At 54.6% G+C, this 21,223-nt stretch carries 19 protein-coding genes; 8 read left to right on the top strand and 11 right to left on the bottom strand.

Translation table 11 applies throughout. From position 1 onward, the window contains the following. Window positions 1–96 precede the first annotated feature (96 nt). The 4 genes from frr to rpsB form a co-directional block, all read right to left on the bottom strand. On the bottom strand, window positions 97–654 hold the full coding sequence (frr, locus tag G5574_RS17470) for a ribosome recycling factor (protein WP_006117761.1): 558 nt from the start codon (window positions 652–654) through the stop codon (window positions 97–99). Between the two features lie 143 nt (window positions 655–797). Next, window positions 798–1,523 carry a UMP kinase gene (gene pyrH, locus G5574_RS17465; protein ID WP_006117760.1) on the bottom strand — a complete coding sequence of 242 codons (726 nt, stop codon included), beginning with the start codon at window positions 1,521–1,523 and terminating at the stop codon, window positions 798–800. 154 nt (window positions 1,524–1,677) lie between these two features. Then, on the bottom strand, window positions 1,678–2,529 hold the full coding sequence (gene tsf / locus G5574_RS17460) for a translation elongation factor Ts (RefSeq protein ID WP_164482971.1): 852 nt from the start codon (window positions 2,527–2,529) through the stop codon (window positions 1,678–1,680). 183 nt (window positions 2,530–2,712) lie between these two features. Continuing rightward, entirely contained in the window at window positions 2,713–3,438 is a 726-nt protein-coding gene (rpsB, locus tag G5574_RS17455; RefSeq protein WP_006117758.1) for a 30S ribosomal protein S2, read from the bottom strand. 316 nt (window positions 3,439–3,754) lie between these two features. Between rpsB and map the strand changes: the two genes are divergently transcribed. From map to G5574_RS17435, 4 genes are all read left to right on the top strand, one after another. Next, entirely contained in the window at window positions 3,755–4,549 is a 795-nt protein-coding gene (map, locus tag G5574_RS17450; RefSeq protein ID WP_033740309.1) for a type I methionyl aminopeptidase, read from the top strand. A 65-nt stretch (window positions 4,550–4,614) separates the two neighbouring features. Further along, complete coding sequence (glnD, locus tag G5574_RS17445; RefSeq protein WP_039338672.1) at window positions 4,615–7,263, top strand: bifunctional uridylyltransferase/uridylyl-removing protein GlnD; 2,649 nt, start codon at window positions 4,615–4,617, stop codon at window positions 7,261–7,263. An 80-nt stretch (window positions 7,264–7,343) separates the two neighbouring features. Continuing rightward, the gene (gene dapD / locus G5574_RS17440) at window positions 7,344–8,168 is read left to right on the top strand and encodes a 2,3,4,5-tetrahydropyridine-2,6-dicarboxylate N-succinyltransferase (RefSeq protein ID WP_033740308.1); all 825 of its coding nucleotides are present in this window, start codon (window positions 7,344–7,346) and stop codon (window positions 8,166–8,168) included. Window positions 8,169–8,385: 217 nt separating this feature from the next. Next, window positions 8,386–8,778, top strand: coding sequence for a DUF3461 family protein (locus tag G5574_RS17435; protein WP_006117754.1), 393 nt, complete (start codon window positions 8,386–8,388; stop codon window positions 8,776–8,778). Window positions 8,779–8,851: 73 nt separating this feature from the next. Here the strand turns inward: G5574_RS17435 and G5574_RS17430 are convergent, their stop codons facing one another. From G5574_RS17430 to dgt, 4 genes are all read right to left on the bottom strand, one after another. Further along, on the bottom strand, window positions 8,852–10,066 hold the full coding sequence (locus G5574_RS17430) for an alginate lyase family protein (RefSeq protein ID WP_164482970.1): 1,215 nt from the start codon (window positions 10,064–10,066) through the stop codon (window positions 8,852–8,854). Window positions 10,067–10,097: 31 nt separating this feature from the next. After that, window positions 10,098–11,255, bottom strand: coding sequence for a CdaR family transcriptional regulator (locus G5574_RS17425; protein ID WP_039338678.1), 1,158 nt, complete (start codon window positions 11,253–11,255; stop codon window positions 10,098–10,100). 177 nt (window positions 11,256–11,432) lie between these two features. Beyond that, window positions 11,433–12,881, bottom strand: a complete 1,449-nt coding sequence (gene degP, locus G5574_RS17420; RefSeq protein WP_033740303.1) for a serine endoprotease DegP — start codon at window positions 12,879–12,881, stop codon at window positions 11,433–11,435. Window positions 12,882–13,014: 133 nt separating this feature from the next. After that, window positions 13,015–14,505, bottom strand: a complete 1,491-nt coding sequence (gene dgt / locus G5574_RS17415; RefSeq protein ID WP_006117749.1) for a dGTPase — start codon at window positions 14,503–14,505, stop codon at window positions 13,015–13,017. A 92-nt stretch (window positions 14,506–14,597) separates the two neighbouring features. Between dgt and mtnN the strand changes: the two genes are divergently transcribed. From mtnN to G5574_RS17400, 3 genes are all read left to right on the top strand, one after another. Continuing rightward, the gene (gene mtnN / locus G5574_RS17410) at window positions 14,598–15,296 is read left to right on the top strand and encodes a 5'-methylthioadenosine/S-adenosylhomocysteine nucleosidase (RefSeq protein ID WP_006117747.1); all 699 of its coding nucleotides are present in this window, start codon (window positions 14,598–14,600) and stop codon (window positions 15,294–15,296) included. Continuing rightward, window positions 15,289–16,101 (top strand): vitamin B12 ABC transporter substrate-binding protein BtuF, encoded by an 813-nt coding sequence (gene btuF / locus G5574_RS17405; RefSeq protein WP_006117746.1) that lies wholly within the window; start codon window positions 15,289–15,291, stop codon window positions 16,099–16,101. The genes mtnN and btuF overlap by 8 nt, the downstream gene beginning before the upstream one ends. 121 nt (window positions 16,102–16,222) lie before the next feature. Beyond that, entirely contained in the window at window positions 16,223–16,474 is a 252-nt protein-coding gene (locus tag G5574_RS17400) for a hypothetical protein (RefSeq protein ID WP_164482969.1), read from the top strand. A gap of 29 nt (window positions 16,475–16,503) precedes the next feature. Here G5574_RS17400 and erpA read toward each other — a convergent pair whose 3' ends face one another. After that, a complete protein-coding gene (gene erpA / locus G5574_RS17395; protein WP_006117744.1) occupies window positions 16,504–16,851 on the bottom strand; it encodes an iron-sulfur cluster insertion protein ErpA in 348 nt (115 codons plus the stop codon). A gap of 200 nt (window positions 16,852–17,051) precedes the next feature. Here erpA and hemL point away from each other — a divergent pair, with 200 nt between their 5' ends. Beyond that, window positions 17,052–18,332, top strand: a complete 1,281-nt coding sequence (gene hemL, locus G5574_RS17390; RefSeq protein ID WP_164482968.1) for a glutamate-1-semialdehyde 2,1-aminomutase — start codon at window positions 17,052–17,054, stop codon at window positions 18,330–18,332. Between the two features lie 31 nt (window positions 18,333–18,363). Here hemL and fhuB read toward each other — a convergent pair whose 3' ends face one another. Both fhuB and fhuD read right to left on the bottom strand, forming a co-directional pair. Then, the gene (fhuB, locus tag G5574_RS17385; RefSeq protein WP_164482967.1) at window positions 18,364–20,343 is read right to left on the bottom strand and encodes a Fe(3+)-hydroxamate ABC transporter permease FhuB; all 1,980 of its coding nucleotides are present in this window, start codon (window positions 20,341–20,343) and stop codon (window positions 18,364–18,366) included. Then, on the bottom strand, window positions 20,343–21,221 hold the full coding sequence (gene fhuD, locus G5574_RS17380; RefSeq protein WP_033740297.1) for a Fe(3+)-hydroxamate ABC transporter substrate-binding protein FhuD: 879 nt from the start codon (window positions 21,219–21,221) through the stop codon (window positions 20,343–20,345). Before fhuD ends, fhuB begins: the two co-directional genes overlap by 1 nt. Window positions 21,222–21,223 lie beyond the last annotated feature (2 nt).

Below are 21,223 nucleotides of genomic sequence, written 5' to 3'. Positions count from 1 at the left end.
ATCGGTAAAAGCGTGGGGCACAACGTAAAACGCCGCCAGAGATGGCATTCAGTCAGAAGGCCTCCCTGTACGGCGTTTTCGTCGGCGAAGATGGAATTAGAAATCCATCAGCTCCGTTTCTTTTTCGGCCAATGCTGCATCGACTTTCTTGATGTGCGCATCGGTCATTTTCTGGATTTCATCCTGCGCGCGACGTTCGTCGTCTTCGCTGATCTCTTTATCTTTCAGCAGCGCTTTGATCTTATCGTTGGCATCGCGACGGACGTTACGTACCGACACACGACCCTGCTCGGCTTCGCCGCGCACGATTTTAATCAGGTCTTTACGACGTTCTTCGGTCAGTGCAGGCAGCGGAACACGAATGTCCGAACCGGCAGAGCTGGGATTCAGCCCAAGATCAGACGCCATAATCGCTTTTTCAACGGCCGGGCCGAGAGAGCGATCAAACACGTTGATTTTCAGCGTGCGGGAATCTTCAACAGTGACGGAAGCCAGCTGACGCAGTGGCGTCGGCGTGCCGTAATATTCAACGATGATGCCGTCGAGCAGTGAAGGTGAAGCACGACCTGTGCGCACCTTGCTGATAGTGGTTTTGAATGCTTCCACGCATTTATCCATGCGCGTATCAGCATCTTTTTTAATGTCGTTAATCACGTTAAAACCCTTGGATTCGGTTTGACCTGGCCAGTTCCGGCATTACCGGAAGCGGGATCGATAAGCATCGATAATCCTGAATGGCGTGCGGCAATACCGCGCCGCACTGACAGAATATACCCTATTTTATCTCGCCTCGGGTATTAATGCGTAATCAGGGTGCCTTCTTTTTCACCCATCACTACGCGACGCAATGCGCCAGGCTTGTTCATGTTGAAAACGCGGATAGGCAGTTTGTGATCGCGCGCCAGCGTAAACGCGGCGAGATCCATCACTTTTAGCTCTTGATCCAGCACTTCCGCATAGGTCAGTTTTTCGTACAGTGTTGCATCGGGGTGCTTCACGGGGTCCGCAGAATAAACGCCGTCAACTTTGGTGGCTTTCAACACCACATCGGCTTCGATTTCGATACCGCGCAGACAGGCGGCAGAATCCGTCGTAAAGAAGGGGTTACCGGTACCTGCGGAGAAGATGACAACGCGGTTATTGCGCAACAGGCTGATGGCTTCTGCCCAGCTGTAGTTGTCGCACACGCCGTTCAGGGGAATCGCCGACATCAGACGGGCGTTAACATAGGCACGATGCAGCGCATCACGCATTGCCAGGCCATTCATTACGGTGGCCAGCATCCCCATGTGGTCGCCGACAACGCGGTTCATGCCCGCCTGTGCCAGCCCCGCTCCACGGAACAGGTTGCCCCCGCCAATCACAACGCCCACCTGGATACCCAGTTCGACCAGCTCTTTAACTTCCTGAGCCATGCGGTCAAGCACACTCGCGTCGATACCAAAACCTTCTGCACCTTGCAGTGCTTCACCGCTGAGTTTTAGCAGGATACGTTGATAAACAGGTTTTGCGTTGGTCGCCATGGTCAGTTCTTCCTGGAAGATATGATGAGTGAGAAGTAATTCCGATCAATCATCCGCTTACAGCAAAAGAATTGCTATTGGGATGAAACTGAAAACGTATCTTTTGCCTGTGACAGACAAAAAAGAACCGCCATCTGGCGGTTCTTTCAGATCATTAAGACTGTTTGGACATCGCTGCAACTTCAGCAGCAAAATCAGTCTCAACTTTCTCGATGCCTTCGCCCACTTCGAAGCGGATGAAGTTGATCACGTCAGCGCCCTGCTCTTTCAGCGCCTGGCCAACGGTTTTGGCTGGATCGATAACGAATGCCTGACCGGTCAGAGAAACTTCACCGGTGAATTTCTTCATGCGGCCTTCAACCATTTTCTCTGCAATTTCTTTTGGCTTGCCAGACTGCATCGCGATATCCAGCTGAACCTGGTACTCTTTCTCAACCACTTCAGCAGAAACGTCTTCTGGCTTAACAAACTCAGGCTTGCTTGCCGCAACGTGCATCGCGATCTGTTTGATCAGATCTTCGTTAGCGCCTTTCGCTGAAACCAGAACGCCGATACGTGCGCCGTGCAGGTAGCTGCCCAGCTCTTCGCCTTCCAGCATTGCAACGCGACGAATGTTGATGTTTTCACCGATTTTGGCAACCAGTGCAACGCGCTCTTCTTCAAACTGTGCTTTCAGCGCTTCAACGTCGGTGATGCGGTTAGCCGCAGCCGCGTCCAGCACTTTGTCAGCAAATGCCTGGAAGCCGCCATCTTTTGCAACGAAGTCAGTCTGGCAGTTTACTTCCAGAATCACACCGTAGTTACCAACGATTTTGGTTTTGATCACGCCGTCAGCAGCAACGTTACCTGCTTTTTTCGCTGCTTTGATTGCGCCAGACTTACGCATGTTTTCAATCGCCAGCTCGATGTCGCCGCTCGCTTCAGTCAGCGCTTTTTTGCAGTCCATCATGCCTGCGCCAGTACGCTCACGCAGTTCTTTTACCAGTGCAGCGGTAATTTCAGCCATTCCAGAATCCTCGGTTCGTACCTGAGCACGGGTGCATCAACAGGTACTTATTTGCGGAAAATTTACTCTGTCCCGCCGGCCTGAACAGGGGCGTTACAGACTTGGATAAAATAAAGGGGCCATGTTTGGCCCCTTACAGATCACATCTGAATGCTAAGGGCTCTTCTACAGAGCAAACCTTAATTAAGCGTTTTCTAAAGACGCTTCTTCAGCCTGCTCAGCCAGATCCTGAGAACGGCCTTCGCGAACGGTAGTCGCAACGGCAGTCAGGTACAGGTTGATAGCACGGATCGCATCGTCGTTACCTGGGATAACGTAATCAACGCCATCCGGATCAGAGTTAGTATCAACGATAGCAAATACTGGGATGCCCAGGTTGTTTGCTTCTTTGATTGCGATGTGTTCGTGGTCAGCATCGACAACAAACAGTGCATCCGGCAAACCGCCCATGTCTTTGATACCGCCCAGGCTGTTTTCCAGCTTGGCCAGCTCACGAGCGCGCATCAACGCTTCTTTCTTGGTCAGTTTGTCGAAAGTGCCGTCCTGAGACTGAGTCTCAAGCTCTTTCAGACGTTTGATAGACTGACGAACGGTTTTCCAGTTAGTCAGCATACCACCCAACCAGCGGTGGTTTACGAAGAACTGGTCGCAGCTCAGTGCAGACTCTTTTACCGCTTCGGCAGCAGCGCGCTTAGTACCAACGAACAGAATCTTACCTTTACGGGAAGAGATTTTGGTCAACTCAGCCAGAGCTTCGTTGAACATTGGTACGGTTTTCTCAAGGTTGATGATGTGAACTTTGTTACGCGCACCGAAAATGAATGGCTTCATTTTTGGGCACCAGTAACGGGTCTGGTGACCGAAGTGAACACCAGCCTTGAGCATATCGCGCATGGAAACAGTTGCCATGATTACTACCTCTAGTTTAATTGGGGTTGGGCCTCCATGTATCCCATACAACCGACCTCTTTCAAGGCACCCCGGCGTATGTGTCGATACATGTGTGTTTTAGTACACATAGTGAGATTATTGCGGTTCCCGCTGACCTTGCAGCCCACAGAGAATCGTCGGCGCGCTTTATACCACAATCAGGCTCTGGACGCCAATAATTGTTCGCTTATGGCGCGCGATGCGTTCTCCGTTTGGCAGCCCTTTTGGCTTGCTGTTAACATGACAGCACAGCGTTCATTATTGCTGAAAATTTCAGCAACAGCGGAATAATTTAATGGCAATCTCAATAAAAACTCCCGAAGAAATCGAAAAAATGCGCGTCGCAGGTCGGCTGGCTGCGGAAGTGCTTGAAATGATCGAACCGCACGTGCAGCCTGGCGTGACGACGGGCGAACTGGATCGCCTTTGTCATGCGCACATTACCGAGAAGCAGCAGGCGGTGTCTGCCTGCCTGGGTTACCACGGTTTCCCTAAATCTGTCTGTATCTCAGTGAATGAAGTGGTTTGCCATGGCATCCCCAGTGACGATCGCCCGTTAAAAGACGGGGATATCGTTAACATTGACGTGACCGTGATTAAAGACGATTACCATGGCGATACGTCCAAAATGTTTATCGTGGGTAAACCCACCATTCAGGGCGAACGTCTGTGCCGCGTGACGCAGGAAAGCCTTTATCTGTCACTGCGTTTAGTTAAGCCGGGCATTCGGCTGCGCGAGCTGGGCCGCGCGATTCAAAAATACGTCGAAGCGAATGACTTCTCTGTCGTGCGGGAATACTGCGGTCACGGCATTGGCAAAGGCTTCCATGAAGAGCCTCAGGTGCTGCATTACGACGCGGATGACGGCGGAGTGGTCCTGCAGGCAGGAATGACCTTTACCGTTGAACCGATGGTGAACGCCGGTGATTACCGCATTCGTACCATGAAAGACGGCTGGACGGTGAAAACCAAAGATCGCAGCTTGTCGGCGCAGTACGAGCATACTATTGTGGTGACGGATAACGGCTGTGAGATTTTAACCCTGCGAAAAGACGACACCCTGCCTGCGGTGTTAGTTAACCAGGAGTAATTCCACCACGAATAAAAAAGCCGGCGCTCTGCCGGTTTTTTTATGGTTAATGATGAGAGCGTTGCATGAGCCTGTCGCAAGAAGTGAAAAACGGCCTGAATGATTCCCCTGGCGAGTGGCAAGACGATACGCTGACACGCGACGTCTTAAAGCAACGTCTGGAGGGCTTCCAGCAGCACCTGGCGGCGGCGTTTGATGCCGGTGAGCCTGTCGAAGATCTGATTCACGCCCGAACGCTGTTTATCGATCGCCTGCTGCGCCGTTTGTGGCGTTTTTTTGGCTTCGACAGCATGAAAGCCATCACGCTTGTCGCCGTCGGCGGTTACGGTCGCGGTGAACTGCATCCCCTTTCCGATATCGATATCTTAATTCTCAGCCGTCAGCCGCTGGATGAGCAGGCGGCGCAGAGCGCCAGCGCGCTACTGACGCTGATGTGGGATCTCAAGCTGGAGGTCGGCCACAGTGTACGTAGCCTCGAAGAGTGCCTGCTGGAAGGGCTGTCCGATCTGACCGTGGCGACCAATCTGATTGAAGCCCGAATGCTGACCGGCGATGTCGCGCTGTTTCTGGAATTACAAAAAAATGTCTTCAGCGATGGCTTCTGGCCATCATCCCGCTTTTTTGCCGCCAAAATCGACGAGCAGCAGGAACGCCATACACGTTATCACGGTACCAGCTATAACCTGGAACCGGATATCAAAAGCAGCCCCGGCGGGTTACGTGACATTCATACCTTACAATGGGTTGCCCGTCGCCACTTTGGCGCGACCACGCTGGATGAGATGTCAGGCTTTGGTTTCCTGACGGACGCAGAGCGCAGCGAGCTGAATGAGTGCCAGGCGTTTCTCTGGCGCATTCGCTTTGCCCTGCACCTGTCTCTGCCACGGTACGATAACCGCCTGCTGTTTGACCGCCAGCTCAGCGTTGCCCGGCGCCTGAATTATGAGGGAGAAGGCAACGAACCGGTCGAACGCATGATGAAAGATTTTTACCGCGTCACGCGGCGCATCGGTGAGCTTAACCAGATGCTGTTGCAACTGTTCGATGAGGCCATTCTGGCGCTCTCCACCAATGAAAAACCCTATGCCATTGATGACGATTTCCAGCTGCGCGGTAACCTGATCGATCTGCGTGATGAAACCCTGTTTGATCGGGAACCCCAGGCGATCTTGCGTATGTTCTATGTCATGGTACGCAATGAAAACATCAAAGGGATCTACTCCACTACACTGCGCCGCCTGCGTCATACACGACGTCATCTTGAGCAACCCTTATGCCAGTTGCCTGAAGCGCGTCGCCTGTTTATGTCGATTCTGCGTCATCCCGGTGCGGTCAGTCGCGCGCTGGTCCCGATGCATCGCCACAGCGTGCTCTGGGCTTATACGCCGCTCTGGGGCCACATTGTCGGGCAGATGCAGTTTGATTTATTTCATGCTTATACCGTCGATGAGCACACTATCCGGGTGTTGCAGAAACTGGAGAGCTTTGCCAATGAAGCAACGCGCCCGCAACATCCGTTGTGCGTTGAACTCTGGCCTCGCCTGCCACAACAGGAATTACTGTTAATGGCTGCGCTGTTACACGACATCGCGAAAGGGCGTAACGGCGATCACTCCGTGCTGGGTGCGCAGGACGCGCTGGCGTTTGCGGAGATGCACGGTCTTAACTCACGTGAAACCCAGTTAGTGGCCTGGCTGGTTCGTCATCATCTGCTGATGTCAGTTACCGCGCAGCGCCGCGACATTCAGGATCCTACGGTCATTCAACAGTTCGCCGAAGTCATGCAGAACGAGAACCGGCTGCGTTATCTGGTTTGCCTGACCGTTGCCGACATCTGCGCCACTAATGAAAGCTTGTGGAACAGCTGGAAGCAAAGTCTGCTACGAGAACTGTTCTTTGCCACTGAAAAACAGCTGCGCCGCGGCATGGAGAACAGCCCGGATCTGCGTGAGCGTGTCCGCCATCACCGTTTACAGGCGCTGGCACTGTTGCGCATGGACAACATCGATGAAGCCCGCCTGCACCACATCTGGAACCGGTGCCGTGCCGACTACTTCCTGCGTCACACGCCGAATCAGATCGCCTGGCATGCGCGCCATTTACTGGAACACGATCTGCGTAAACCGTTGGTGCTGGTAAGCCCACAGGCTACACGAGGCGGTACAGAAATTTTTATCTGGAGCCCGGACCGGCCCCACCTGTTTGCCGCCGTGGCCGGTGAGCTGGATCGCCGCAATCTCAGCGTGCATGATGCGCAGATTTTTACCAGCCGCGATGGTATGGCGATGGATACGTTTATCGTGCTGGAGCCGGATGGCAGCCCGCTGGCTCCCGATCGTCATGCGCTGATCATTCAGGCGCTGGAACAGGCGATTACGCAGTCAGACTGGGTGCCGCCACGTACCCGCCGTCAGGCTGCCCGACTCCGCCATTTCAGCGTGGATACCGAAGTAAACTTTCTGCCGACGCATACCGATCGCCGGAGTTATCTGGAACTGGTGGCGCTCGATCAGCCGGGCTTGCTGGCGCGCGTCGGCGAGGTGTTTGCCGATCTCGGCGTATCACTGCATGGCGCGCGCATCAGTACCATTGGGGAACGTGTCGAAGATTTGTTTATTCTGGCCAATAGCGAACGCCGGGCACTGGATGAGGAAATGCGCCAGACCCTGCAACAACGGTTGACAGAGGCCCTTAATCCAAACGATAAAGTGTGACCCGCTTCAATTTGTGAACTTTCACTTTTTACCTGTGCTGGTCGCTGACCGGCACCACAAATGACAGATCAGGAAAAAATATGCAACAGTTACAGAGTGTTATTGAATCTGCCTTCGAACGTCGCGCTGATATCACCCCGACCAGTGTGGATACTGAAACCCGCGACGCGATTAATCAGGTTATCGCCAAACTGGACAGTGGTGAGCTGCGCGTTTCTGAAAAAATCGACGGTGAATGGGTAACGCATCAGTGGCTGAAAAAAGCCGTTCTGCTCTCTTTCCGCATCAATGACAATCAGGTCATGGAAGGCGCAGAAACACGCTTTTACGACAAAGTGCCAATGAAATTCGCTGACTGGGACGATGCGCGCTTCAAAGCCGCCGGTTTCCGCGTCGTACCGCCCGCCGCCGTGCGTAAAGGTGCCTTTATTGCACGTAATACCGTGTTGATGCCTTCCTATGTGAACATCGGTGCCTTTGTTGACGAAGGAACGATGGTGGACACCTGGGCCACCGTGGGCTCCTGTGCGCAAATTGGTAAAAATGTCCACTTATCTGGTGGCGTAGGCATCGGTGGGGTGCTTGAGCCCCTGCAGGCTAATCCGACCATTATTGAAGATAACTGCTTCATCGGCGCACGTTCTGAAATTGTTGAAGGCGTAATTGTTGAAGAAGGTTCAGTTATTTCAATGGGCGTTTATATTGGTCAAAGCACCAAAATTTATGACCGCGAAACCGGTGAAATTCATTACGGACGCGTACCTGCCGGATCGGTCGTCGTCTCGGGTAATCTGCCGTCAAAAGATGGCAGCTACAGCCTGTATTGCGCGGTTATCGTGAAAAAAGTGGATGCCAAAACACTGGCCAAAACCGGCATTAATGAATTGCTGCGCACGATCGACTAAGCTTGTGGACGGGCTGCCTGACAGCCCGTCATCTTTTGTTTACAGCTGTTACGGGTAATGTTGTTTTTCAACGCGAACCAACGGGTGCGTTTACTTTTCATCCAGGTCATAATTCGCGCCAGTTAAATCCTGTTGCGCACTGATTCATGTTATTTATGTCTACAGTCATTAAGTCATGAACAATTCTGCGCGCTTATCATTTGGTGGAAAAAACGTTATGTATGACAATATTAAGAGCTTAGGCATTAGTAACCCCGACGATATCGATCGCTACAGCCTGCGTCAGGAAGCGAATAACGATATTTTGAAAATTTATTTCCGCAAAGATAAAGGCGAATTTTTCGCTAAAAGCGTGAAATTTAAATACCCTCGTCAGCGTAAAACGGTCGTCGCCGATAATGCGTCGCAGGGCTACCGTGAAGTGCAGGAAATCAGCCCTAACCTGCGCTATGTTATCGATGAGCTGGATCAAATTTGCCAGCGCGATCAGGTTGAAGTCGATCTGAAACGTAAAATTCTGGACGATCTGCGTCATCTGGAAGGCGTGGTGTCACACAAGATCGCGGAAATTGAATCCGATCTGGAAAAACTGACCCGCAGCGGCCGTTAATCCCTTCAAACGCACTATAGCCTGCCGTCCTGAGTGAGCGTCACTTGGTGCGGCGGGACTTTTTTATGCCCTGCTACTCCTGCCGCAGCAACGCCCCTTCACGCAAGACATCTTCAGTCGCCTCACGCCAGTCAAACCGGTCAATCCAGGATTGATAGCGTGCAGAACCCAGCGCATTATCCGCCAGCATAAGCAGGGGAATGACGCGCCCGCTGTTACGGTCGCGCGTCTTCCACGGCCAGCGGCGCGCAGAATCACTAAACGGTGCCATATAATCCAACGCAGCCTGCAGCGAGCCGCCCTGTTTGTCAGAGTAGTGCCAGAGATCGTCCTCACCGCGCTGAGACGACAAGGCCGCTATCGCAGTCAGCGCCTGTAAATTAAAAAAACTGTAGTGAAAAGAGCGGGTGCGGGCCAGTTCAAGCGGCTGCGTGCCATCACGCGCTATCTGCCCACCGATCTTCGTTTTAGCCAGCGCCATCATGTCCCTCATAACGGCGTCGTTATGCAGGTAAGCGGCAATCCCGGCCACCTGAACACAATACCAGCTGCCGTGATTGTTGGCCGCATGCCGCTCCTGGCGCGCCAGCTTACTGGTTTGCAGCCAGGTAAGGTAGTCGTGGAACCAGCGCTGCAGCGCGGCCTCGTCGCCTGCACGCCAGCCAGGTGACTGACGCAGCAATATCAACGCATCAACAATGCGGGTGGCAAAATAACGCCCATCCAGTACGCCATCGTGCCGACCCGTGCTGATGCCCGGCACGCCTTGCGCAAAGTTAAGGTTGGGGTTCATGCGGCTGGCGGGATCGATAAACCAGTGACGGATCATCGATTGGGCTTTACTGGCATAGCGTACATCGCCCGAAAAGAACCAGGCCAGCGTCAGTGCCTGCACATCGGCACTAAAACGCGCAAAACGCAGCCCGTCTGTTTGGTTGTTCTTTGTGTCGGGATTCACCTCGCCATCCCGACGGCTCCACGGAAGCCCCGTTTTCTGCCGGGCGTCCGGCCACCAGTACGCGCTCAGGCTGAGATAATCGTGTCGCGAGCCGCTGGGGGGCACCAGACCTTTGTCCATGACGCTGGGATCGGGCTGCTTAAGCGCCTTATCCGCCTGCTGTTTCAGCTGTTGCCAGGCTTGCTGCGTACGTGGGCTTGCCTGCTGATTCTGGATGGTCTGCCGTGTAGTGAGCAAAGCCTTTGTCGAGAGAAAAATCAGTGTGTCCGCCGCCGCCTGGCAGGTGAACGCAAGTATCAGTAAGCCACATCCCCAACTCAGTGCGCGCATCAGTCTGTCCTCTTCGTTTTTTCGGGCCCTGTCAGCCCTGCTCATCCAGTTGGATCGCGATGTACAACAGCAGGCGATCGTCGACCTTGCCCAGGTTGAGTCCCGTCAATTCAGCAATACGATTTAAACGGTATTCCAGGGTATTTCGATGAATAAAAAGCGCACGCGACGTCGCGCCGGGCTGCACGTTGTTGCTGAACCAGGCACTCAGCGTGCGTCGCAGCAAACCGTTGCTGTCCATGCTTTTTAGCTTTTCCAGCGGACGCGCCAGTTCATTTGACTGCCAGCCACCCCGTAAGCTGTCGAGCAGGACCGGCAGCATCAAATCCTGATAAAAATAGCTGCGAACCTCGGGCATACGCTGCTTTCCCACCGCCATCGTTGTTCGCGCAGTACGATATGAACGTGCAATGCTGCCCATGCCCGTAAAGAAATTGCCCAGCGCAATACGCATGCGCAGATGACCACTTTCCTTCATGCGCTGCATGAGCTGTTCGACCCGCCTGCGGTGATCGTGTTGATCATAACGTCCGTGTGCATTTAATGCCGGTTTCAGCACGACCATTTCGGTTAGTGAGACGATGGCAATCAGGTTATCCCGCGCCGGTGTCGTCAATAACGTCTGCAACTGCTGTAATTCTGACATCGCGCTGTCAACGCCAAGCTGCCCGCTGTCCACTTCGATCACCGCCACGATTCGGGGCTGATTAAGATCGATGCCGAGGCGCTGCGCCCATTCGGTGAGTTGCGGGGAGATCGCGTCACTGCGAATGAGATTGAGCACCAACTCTTCCCGCAGACGGCTGTCCTGCGCCAGCATGTGCAACAGCCGCGCCTGCTCCAGCATCATCTCTGCGGCCATACAGACTAATTCACCATAGTGACGCAGCGCACCCGGCTCGCCCGTCAGACCAATCACTCCAACAATCATCCCGTCGATACGCAACGGCAGATTAATTCCCGGCCTGACTCCATGCAGATGCCGGGCCACCGCATCGTCAATATCCACAATACGTCCCTGAGACAGCACTAACAATGCACCCTCATGTAATTCGCCGATGCGCTCCCGGTCACCGCTGCCAATAATCCGTCCTCTTGCATCCATAACGTTGACATTGCCATCAATGATTTTCATAGTGCGCGCGACAATTTCCTGCGCCAGTCGTGCGTCGAGATGACAGGTTGCCATCCTGTACTCCTGAGTCATAAAGAGGGGGAAAACAGCATAGACGCGCGATACCGGGAGAACATTGTGCATCTGCACAAGGCCCGGCAGGCATTAACAGAAATGCGGCGACCATCACATTTGTGCGCGTCGCCATAAAAAAGGCGGACCGAAGTCCGCCTGATAAACCCCTGCCTGTGATTACTGCGCCAGCAGATACAGTGAACTGTCTCCGCGCTGCACGTTCAACGCCAGTACCGGTGGTTTGGTATCGAGGATTTTACGCAGTTCGCCCAGATTGCTGACGGCCTGCTGGTTGACGCCAAGAATCAGGTCGCCTTTTTTCAGGCCAATTCTGGCCGCCGCGCTGCCCGCTTTCACGCTGTCAACCCGAACGCCTTTCTCTTTACCTGAATTATTGCTCAGATCCGCGCCTTCAATACCGGTGTAAATGGTGGCGGACTGCACCTTGTCCTGCGTGCTCTGCTGCAGCTGAACCGTCACATCCAGCGGTTTACCGTCACGCAGTATGCCAAGTTTCAGCGTGGTTCCTACCGGCAACGAGCCGACTTCGGCACGCAGTGAAGCAAAGCTGGTTAACGGCTTACCGTTCATCGACACAATGACGTCACCCGCTTTGATACCGCCCTTCGCCGCCGCGGAGTTCGGTACGACCTGACTGACGAATGCACCACGTTGCGCATCGACTTTCATCGCCTTCGCCAGCTCAGAGTTAAGCTCGGTCCCCATAATGCCCAGCTCGCCGCGTTTAACCTGACCGTATTCCACCATTTGTGCCGTCAGGTTTTTCACCATGTTGCTCGGGATGGCGAAGCCAATACCAATATTGCCGCCGTCCGGGGCCAGGATAGCGGTGTTGATGCCAATCAGCTCGCCGTTCAGATTTACCAGAGCGCCACCCGAGTTACCCCGGTTGATGGCCGCATCGGTTTGAATAAAGTTCTCATAGTTTTCAACATTCAGGCCACTGCGTCCCAGCGCGGACACGATACCAGACGTAACGGTTTCACCCAGACCATACGGGTTACCAATCGCCACGGCGTAATCGCCCACCCGTAAATTGTCAGAGTCGGCCATCTTAATCGCGGTAAGATTTTTAGCACCTTCCAGCTGAATTAATGCGATATCCGAGCTGGGATCTTTACCAATCACTTTGGCATCGTAACTGCGACCATCGCTCAGTTTTACCTGAATTTTCGTCGCGTCGTTTACCACATGGTTATTGGTGACCACATAGCCTTTTTCAGCGTTAATGATGACACCAGAGCCCAGCGCTCTAAATTTTTGCTGCTGCGTATCTGGCGCGGCAGGGGCACCGCCACCGTCACCGCCCTGGCAAAGCGGTGAGCCCATGAACGGCGAACCGTCCTGGCAGAAAGGCGAATTATCGCCAAAAAATTGCTGAAACTGCTGCGGCATCCGTGGCGTTTTGACCGTCGTACTTCCTTCAACGCTGATACTCACGACTGAAGGCATAACCTTTTCCAGCATTGGCGCAAGGCTCGGCAACTGCTGGCTGTTGGTGGATGACACCGAAGAGGACGTTTCCGCAGCGAAAGCACTCACAGGGGTCAGTGCCATGCCAAGACTAAGCGCCAGGGCGCTTAACATTAACGAGGTTTTTTTCATTTTGGTATCTCACAATGATGGATATACTGACCATTGCTGTGGTCGAATGTTGAGATAAATGTTTTAGCGCGAAGTTCCTCTAAAAGTTTTAGGCAAAAGTAAAAATTTATTCGCGCTCTTTACAATTCTCGGGTTATTCCACCGCCATTAAGCGACGATACTCATCCCAGGCATAGAGATCCGTCATGCCACTAATGTAATCCTGAATCAGGCGAAAACGATAATAACGTTCCCATAACAAACGCTCATATTTATGCTCAACAACCAATGTACGCATTTTATACAAATAGGCTTTTCGGTGTTTGCCAGACAGTTTATGGAACAGTCGGGTCTCTATGGGATGATGGCGTAAAAAGTCTTCATTTATCAGTGTGGTAAACGCTTCATAATTGAGCGACATCAGCGGCTGATATATTTCCAGCAAGCCCTTAATTACCCGATAACCCTGCAGTTCCAGTTGCTCAACTTCGGAATGATTAAACACCTGCTGGCGCGCCACGGTTTTAAAAATCTGTAATAAACGGCCCTCTTCACCTTCGTCTTCTAATAAAGCATGGTTGAAGTGCCCCTCGAATATGGCAGGCAGATTATCAATAAAACGTTTCACCGCGTAGGTGACCAAAACATTCTGAACATTGACCCGCAGCGACATAAAAAACTGATCGCTACGGCTACGGCGTTTTTTACTGCCCGCTTCGCGCCACGCTTCTCCCACTGTACGACTGAAGGCATCGTTATTATTTATTGTTCCCCAGGCCTTGCTGAGATATTCATACAGACTGTCCACGTTAAATATGGCTTTTTCAACGGCATCGTCTAAATCGGCAATACAATAGGAGATGTCGTCAGCGGCTTCCATGATATAGGTCAGCGGAAAGCGATGGTGTTCCGTCAAATTTGTGGCGGTGCGAAGCTCATCAATATATTCCCGCTCAGATAAATAGAAGCCCGGCTTTTTCATTAATACGCTAAACTGAGCCGGTTTTTCCCCCTGCCACCAGGCGGGCGCGGTATATTTCAGGATGCAGGCTACCTGAGAATAGCTCAGGTTGAGTTGCAGCAGCGAATGCACCATGCGAATAGCCTGAGCATTCCCTTCGAAGTGGCACAAATCCTGACGAATCATGGCATTCATGCGATCAAAGTCCGCGCGCTGCGCCTCGTTTTCAACACCCGCAACCAGCGGATCGACCAGTTCAGCGGGCAGGTTATCTTCAAACCAGTCATTAATGGCGGCTTCGCCAAAATGCCCAAACGGTGGGTTACCTACGTCATGTAACAGGCAGGCCATTTCGACGAGGCTTTCGAACGCCCCTTCCATGTCATCCAGACCATATTTCGCCAGTCCGCCCTGCATCTTTAGCGTCTGCAGAATTTCTTTGCTGATATACCGGCCGGTTTGTTGCACTTCAAGCGAATGCGTCAGACGGGAACGTACGGCGGCGTTGCGCTCAAGCGGGAATACCTGGGTTTTTTGTTGCAGTCGACGAATTGCCGCTGAATTAATGATCCGCCCACGATCGCTTTCGAAATGGCGGGTAATAAAATATTCCCCCTGTGGATCTTTACGGTTGCTATAAGGGCGAGTGAAGCTGATCTTCTTCCTGAAATTGATCGTCGCCATAGCTGTCCCCTTATTTTTTCGTGAAATAATCCCGTCACTGCCATGATAGACTATGCCTGATATTGACATCCATTACATTAGCGAGACGTAAAATGAAAGCAGGCATCATTGGCGCAATGGAGCAGGAAGTTACCCTGCTGCGAGACAAAATTGAAAATCGCCAGACCCTGTCTCTGGCTGGTTGTGAAATTTACACTGGCACACTGAATGGTGTGGACGTTGCGTTGCTGAAATCCGGCATTGGTAAGACCTCGGCCGCTATGGGCACCACATTGTTACTGCAATTGTGCAAACCCGATTTGGTGATTAACACCGGCTCAGCGGGCGGCTTAGCCTCTTCGTTAAAGGTAGGCGATATTGTGGTGTCCGATGAAGTGCGCTATCACGATGCCGATGTCACAGCCTTTGGTTATGAACCGGGCCAGATGGCGGGCTGCCCTGCGGCCTTTACCGCAGACAGTAAGCTGATCGCCGCCGCAGAAGCCTGTATTCAGCAGTTGAATCTCAACGCGGTTCGCGGCCTGGTGGTCAGCGGTGACGCGTTTATCAATGGCGCAGCCCCTCTGGCCCGCATTCGCGCCACGTTCCCACAGGCGATTGCCGTTGAGATGGAAGCCACCGCTATCGGCCATGTCTGCCACCAGTTTAACGTGCCGTTTGTGGTCGTCCGCGCGATCTCCGATGTGGCCGATCAGGAATCGCACCTGAGTTTCGATGAGTTCCTGAGCGTTGCCGCTAAGCAGTCCTCCCTGATGGTGGAAAATCTGCTGGCCCGCCTGGCACATGGCTAAATCCCTGCTGTTTTGCTGGCTGCTGCTGTTTTGCAGCAGCCTGCCTGCTGCACCGCCCCGCGTCATCACCCTGGCTCCTCACCTGACTGAACTGGCTTTTGCCGCCGGCATCACGCCGGTTGCGGTCAGTGCCTGGTCGGGTTATCCCGCTGAAGCACAAAAGATTGAGCAGGTCGCGACCTGGCAGGGGATGAACCTTGAGCGCATTTTACAGCTTAAGCCCGATGTTGTGCTGGCATGGCCCGGCGGCACCTCATCCCGTCAGGTGGCGCAGTTAGTGCACTCAGGGATTCATGTGGAATGGGTCGCCACCTCGACACTGGATGACATGATTCATTCGCTGGCTGGATTAGCCCGATGGAGCCCGTCCCCCCAGCGTGCTACACAGGCCGCTACGCAACTACGCCAGCAGGTCGCAGCCTTGCGCCAACGCTACCGTCCGCAACCCCCCGTACGCGTTTTTGTGCAGTTTGGTCTTTCCCCCCTGTATACGGCGGCTAAAGCGACGCTGCAAAATGACATTATCGGCCTGTGTGGCGGGCAAAATATTTTTGCCGCAAGTCCGGTGAGCTGGCCTCAGGTGAGCCGGGAGCAGGTCCTGATGCGCCACCCTCAGGTCATTGTGACAACGGGCGGTTCGCAACAGGCTGAAACGCTTGCGCAGTTCTGGCGGCCACAGCTCAACGTACGCATCATTGCCATTAACGAGGACTGGCTCAGCCGTCCGGGCCCGCGTATCCTGTTAGCCGCAGAGCAGCTCTGTGAGGCACTGCATCCCGCCCCAAAGGCATCTTCAGGCCACTGAATATTGCCCTGCCGATTAAAGTAATCATTTTCACTGCCGTTAACGTTATTTAAGAGACGCGTGCCATGTAAGCCCGCCGTCCTTCTGCGCGATGCGCTTTTGACTACACCAGGAATTCACTATGACTAAAGCCCTGCTTCTGGCCATAGGGCTTGTGATCGCGCAGCAGGCGTGCGCGGGATCCACGACCGGCTCTATCAATGCCAGGCTTGTTATCTATTCACGTTGCGAAGTCAACAGCGTGCGAAGCCCGTCTTCGCCACAGGTTGACTGTGGTCGCCAGAGCAGCGCACAGCCGCGCGTGACGCAAACGGTACTGAAGCGTCAGGGAAGCCGTACAACGAACAACAGACTGGTGACAATAGAATGGTAAGAGGCCGCCCGGAGAGAGCGGCCTGATGATCAGATGCTGAAGGAAGACCCGCAACCGCAGGTGGTTTTGGCGTTCGGGTTGGTTACGATAAAGCGCGACCCTTCCAGACCTTCGGTGTAATCCACCGAACCGCCTACCAGATACTGCAGACTCATTGGATCAACGACCAGCGAAACACCCTGCTTTTCAATGGTCATATCACCGTCGTTCATTTGATCGTCGAAGGTGAAACCATACTGAAAGCCGCTGCAACCACCACCAGTGATATACACACGCAGCTTCAGCGCCGGGTTATCTTCGTCAGCAATCAGATTTTTCACTTTGTTGGCTGCTGCGTCGGTAAACTGCAACGGCAGTGCTACTACTTCATCACTCATGAGTTACTCCGTAAACGTCCGGGTCAGAAAACGACCTCAATGTTGCTATTATCTGCCAGCGACCCGCCGCAATCAAGCGCTCAGCTTCGCACTCTGTGCCGGATTGACGCGGAGAAGTCGTACGCAGGGATATCTGGCTTTCGTCGGCCGCCCCTCTTCCGTAGAATAGCCCGAAATTATATGAACTGCTGGAGCCGAAAATGAGTAAGTCTGAAAAACTGTTCGCCGAAGCACAACGCCTGATCCCCGGCGGTGTGAACTCGCCGGTCCGTGCGTTTACCGGTGTCGGCGGCGTTCCGCTGTTCATTGAGCATGCTGATGGCGCCTGTCTGTATGACGCCGATGGCAAAGCCTATATCGACTATGTTGGCTCATGGGGGCCAATGGTACTGGGACATAACAACGAAGGCATTCGTCAGGCTGTGATTGAGGCAGCCCAGCGCGGCCTGAGCTTTGGTGCGCCGACCGAAATGGAAGTCACCATGGCGCAGCTGGTATGTGACCTGGTACCGAATATGGAAATGGTACGCATGGTCAACTCCGGCACCGAAGCGACCATGAGTGCGATTCGTCTGGCGCGCGGGTTTACCGGACGCGATAAAATCATCAAGTTCGAAGGGTGCTATCACGGCCATGCCGACCACTTGCTGGTGAAAGCCGGATCAGGTGCGCTGACGCTGGGCCAACCCAACTCGCCGGGCGTACCCGCCGATTTTGCTAAGCATACGCTGACCTGCACCTATAACGATCTGGACTCTGTTCGTGCGGCCTTTGAACAGTATCCCGCGGCTGTCGCTGCCATTATCGTTGAGCCTGTTGCCGGCAATATGAACTGTATCCCTCCGCAACCTGACTTCCTGCCGGGCCTGCGTGCCCTGTGCGATGAGTTCGGTGCGCTGCTGATTATTGATGAAGTGATGACAGGCTTCCGTGTGGCGCTGGGCGGCGCACAGGCGCACTATAACGTGAAGCCGGATCTCACCTGCCTGGGCAAAATCATCGGCGGTGGTATGCCAGTGGGTGCGTTCGGTGGCCGTCGCGAGGTCATGTCCGCGCTGGCCCCGACCGGGCCGGTTTACCAGGCCGGTACGTTGTCCGGTAATCCCGTAGCCATGGCCGCCGGTTATGCCTGCCTGACGCAGATTGCGCAGCCAGGTGTGCATGACAGGCTGAACCGTCTGACTGCACAACTGGCTCAGGGGCTGGTTGAGGCAGCCAGACAGGAAAATATTCCCGTGGTGGTAAATCAGGTTGGCGGCATGTTTGGCCTGTTCTTTACCGATGCCGACAGCGTCACCTGCTATCAGGACGTGACACAGTGCGACGTGGAACGCTTCAAGCGCTTCTTCCACCTGATGCTCGAAGAAGGCGTGTATTTTGCGCCGTCCGCCTTCGAGGCAGGGTTTATGTCGCTGGCACACACTGATGAGGATATTCAGCACACCGTCGAGGCGGCCCGGCGCTGTTTCGCGAAGCTCTGATGAGAAAAGACCGGCTGAGCCGGTCTTTTTTTTAACGTGAACGGCGCAGTAGCCAGATAAAATAGGGTGCGCCCAAAAAGGTCGCCATCAGGCCCGCCGGAATCTGACTGGGAAAGGCCAGCATGCGCCCGCACCAGTCCGCGGCCACCATTAACCCGGCCCCCAGCACGCCAGACAATAACACCTGTGGCAGCGCGCGGCGAAAGCCCAACATACGGGCCATATGGGATGCCATTAAGCCGACAAAGCTCAGCGGCCCAATCGTCAGCGTGGCACAAGCCGTTAAGGCCGCCGCTAACAGCAACAGGGCGAGTCGTGAACCCGTCAGTGCCATACCGACAGACCGTGCGGTCATGCTGCCAAGTGGCAGAATGGTTAACCAGCGGCTGGCCAGTGGCGCTAATGCCACTAAAACAGCCGCAAAGCCTGCACTTTGCAGCGCCTGCGTAGCACTGATGTTATAAGTTGATCCGGATATCCAGGTCAGTAACCCCGCCATGCGCGGATCGCCACTTGCCATCAACAGCATCAGAATGGTGACAAAGGCGCTGTTGAGTGCCATACCCGCCAGTAGCATACGTTCCGGTGAGAAACCACCACGACTGGCGACCAGCATAATAACCGCCAGCGTTATCGCCGCCCCCAGCGCACCTGCCGGCAACAGAAATGCCAGCGCGTTGCCGGGAACAAAGAACAGCATCACGACCACACCGCAGGCCGCGCCGGAACTGATGCCCAGCACTTCAGGACTGGCCATGGGATTACCGGTGAGGCGCTGGATCAGGCTGCCCGCCACACCGAGCATCAGGCCGACCTCCAGTGCCGCCAGCACACGCGGCGCGCGCCAGGGTAACAACTGTTGCAGCATGTCGCCAGACGTCCAAATCCAGCCATGCGCATCACGCCCAAAGGCCAGGCACAGCCATGTCAGTCCGCCCAGCATCAGCAATCCCACCAGCGTCCAGCGCCCGTAACGGTATCGCTCGACCGGCACGTTGTCCCCCTGATCCAGCGCAGGCGGAACGGATCCGGTTCGCAGGCGAGGTAACAGCGCCAACAGAATGGGCACGCCCAGCAGCGCCGTCACGGTTCCGGTGGAGATCTCGCGCCAGTGCGCCGTGAGCCAGAGTACGCAGGCATCCGCCAGCCAGAGCAGCAGTGCACCAATCAGGGGTGCCAGCAGCATGCGGCTCAGTAACCGCCGTCCACCCAGCAGCCTTGCCAGCAGCGGTGCAAATAAACCAATAAAGCCAATGATCCCCGCTACGCTCACCAACTGAGCGCTCAGCAAGATGGCCAGAACCAGGACGGCCAGCCGCGTAGCAGACAGCGCTAACCCAAGATTTTTGGCGACGCCATCGTCCAGCCCCATCAGCGTAAGCGGTCTCAGTAGTGCCAGAGACAGCACCAGCGCCAGCACCAGACGTGGCCAGAGTTGGGTAACGCTGTCCCAGCTCATCTGATTCAACGTGCCGGTGCTCCACAGAAACATATTCTGCAGTTGATCGTGGTTAAAGATGGCAAATATTTGGTTCACTGCGCCGCTGTACAGGCTGAGAACCAGCCCTGCCAGAATCAGCGTAACGGGCGACAGACGTTTGCGCCAGGCCACGCTGAACACCAGCGCACCGACCAACAGCGCGCCACCCGACGCGGCGAACTGATGAGCCAGCGCCCCACCCGGCAGGTGCCATAAGGTCGCGACGGTCATTCCTAACTGCGCGCCGGATGAAACGCCTAACGTGCCAGGTTCGGCCAGCGGATTGCGCAACACCTGCTGAAACAGTAATCCGGCTAACCCCAGCCCTGCCCCCACCAGCAGCGCCAGTGACCAGCGCGGCAGTAAGCTGTAGTGAAAGACCATTTGCTCAATGTTGCTGCTGTCCGGTGTCCACAGCGCCTGCAACCACTGGTTCGTGGGCAGCGCCTGTTGCAGATTGATCGCGGTTAACATCAACGCCAGGAAGAACAGCGTACCTGTCACGGCTAACGGGAAAAAACGATGACGCATTACGATTTCTCCAGCGCACGTTCCAGCACGCGAATAAAGTGCAGGGCTGACAAGGTCGCACCGTAGTACCACACCGCCGGAACGCGCTGGAAATGGCCGCTGTGAACAAACGGCATGGACTGCCATAACGGACTTCGCGACAGCTGCTGCATCACGGCATCATTGTCATGATCGAAGCAGATCGCCTCTACGTCATGGAAAACGGCCAGCCGTTCCAGTCCAATCACGGCGCTGCCCCAAAAATTGGTTTCGCCCTGCCAGGCATTTTTCAGATTCAAAAGCGCCATCACTTCCAGGAATAAGCTGTTTTTACCGAAGGTAATAGCGTGGCGGCTGTCGAGTAGCGACATCAGCAAAATGGCCCGACCGGCGTGCGGCGCCAGACGCTGACGCGCCGCCGCAATCTCCGCATCCACCTGTTGCAGATGCGCCTCAGCCTGCGCCTCCCGTCCCAGTCGGGCCGCCAGCGCCCGCAATGAGGCCCGTGCGCGACTCAGCGGTTTGCCATCGCCATTGTGCAGGTCAAACCCCATGATCGGCGCAATGCGCCGCAGCTTATCTTTCGGTGGACCGTAACCGTTCGAGCAGAGAATCAGCGAGGGATGCATCTGGGTCATCAGCTCAAGATTTGGCTCGGTACGTAACCCGACATCCACCACGCCCGCAGGCAATGGCGGCTGTCCGACCCAGACGTTGTAGTTATGCACGTCCGCCACACCCAACGGGTTCACGCCCAGCGCCAGGAGTAACTCGGTGGGCAGCCACTCCAGCGCAATAACGCGGTCGCTGTCAGGCTGTGCCGCAGGCGATGGGAAAGACGGGATGAGAGGCGACAACGCCATTGCCATCAGCAGGCGACGGCGATATAAATCCGGCATTA

Source organism: Pantoea stewartii, assembly GCF_011044475.1.
In the GTDB taxonomy this organism is placed as follows: domain Bacteria; phylum Pseudomonadota; class Gammaproteobacteria; order Enterobacterales; family Enterobacteriaceae; genus Pantoea; species Pantoea stewartii.
Note: the sequence above shows the minus strand (reverse complement) of the source record. Positions and strands in the feature narration are given on the sequence as shown.

What these genes read in the sequence shown, in the direction of transcription:
- pyrH (WP_006117760.1), bottom strand. Translation starts at nt 1,523, where the DNA reads ATGGCGACCAACGCAAAACCTGTTTATCAACGTATCCTGCTAAAACTC.
- tsf (WP_164482971.1), bottom strand. Translation starts at nt 2,529, where the DNA reads ATGGCTGAAATTACCGCTGCACTGGTAAAAGAACTGCGTGAGCGTACT.
- rpsB (WP_006117758.1), bottom strand. Translation starts at nt 3,438, where the DNA reads ATGGCAACTGTTTCCATGCGCGATATGCTCAAGGCTGGTGTTCACTTC.
- map (WP_033740309.1), top strand. Translation starts at nt 3,755, where the DNA reads ATGGCAATCTCAATAAAAACTCCCGAAGAAATCGAAAAAATGCGCGTC.
- glnD (WP_039338672.1), top strand. Translation starts at nt 4,615, where the DNA reads ATGAGCCTGTCGCAAGAAGTGAAAAACGGCCTGAATGATTCCCCTGGC.
- dapD (WP_033740308.1), top strand. Translation starts at nt 7,344, where the DNA reads ATGCAACAGTTACAGAGTGTTATTGAATCTGCCTTCGAACGTCGCGCT.
- G5574_RS17435 (WP_006117754.1), top strand. Translation starts at nt 8,386, where the DNA reads ATGTATGACAATATTAAGAGCTTAGGCATTAGTAACCCCGACGATATC.
- G5574_RS17430 (WP_164482970.1), bottom strand. Translation starts at nt 10,066, where the DNA reads ATGCGCGCACTGAGTTGGGGATGTGGCTTACTGATACTTGCGTTCACC.
- G5574_RS17425 (WP_039338678.1), bottom strand. Translation starts at nt 11,255, where the DNA reads ATGGCAACCTGTCATCTCGACGCACGACTGGCGCAGGAAATTGTCGCG.
- degP (WP_033740303.1), bottom strand. Translation starts at nt 12,881, where the DNA reads ATGAAAAAAACCTCGTTAATGTTAAGCGCCCTGGCGCTTAGTCTTGGC.
- dgt (WP_006117749.1), bottom strand. Translation starts at nt 14,505, where the DNA reads ATGGCGACGATCAATTTCAGGAAGAAGATCAGCTTCACTCGCCCTTAT.
- mtnN (WP_006117747.1), top strand. Translation starts at nt 14,598, where the DNA reads ATGAAAGCAGGCATCATTGGCGCAATGGAGCAGGAAGTTACCCTGCTG.
- btuF (WP_006117746.1), top strand. Translation starts at nt 15,289, where the DNA reads ATGGCTAAATCCCTGCTGTTTTGCTGGCTGCTGCTGTTTTGCAGCAGC.
- G5574_RS17400 (WP_164482969.1), top strand. Translation starts at nt 16,223, where the DNA reads ATGACTAAAGCCCTGCTTCTGGCCATAGGGCTTGTGATCGCGCAGCAG.
- erpA (WP_006117744.1), bottom strand. Translation starts at nt 16,851, where the DNA reads ATGAGTGATGAAGTAGTAGCACTGCCGTTGCAGTTTACCGACGCAGCA.
- hemL (WP_164482968.1), top strand. Translation starts at nt 17,052, where the DNA reads ATGAGTAAGTCTGAAAAACTGTTCGCCGAAGCACAACGCCTGATCCCC.
- fhuB (WP_164482967.1), bottom strand. Translation starts at nt 20,343, where the DNA reads ATGCGTCATCGTTTTTTCCCGTTAGCCGTGACAGGTACGCTGTTCTTC.
- fhuD (WP_033740297.1), bottom strand. Translation starts at nt 21,221, where the DNA reads ATGCCGGATTTATATCGCCGTCGCCTGCTGATGGCAATGGCGTTGTCG.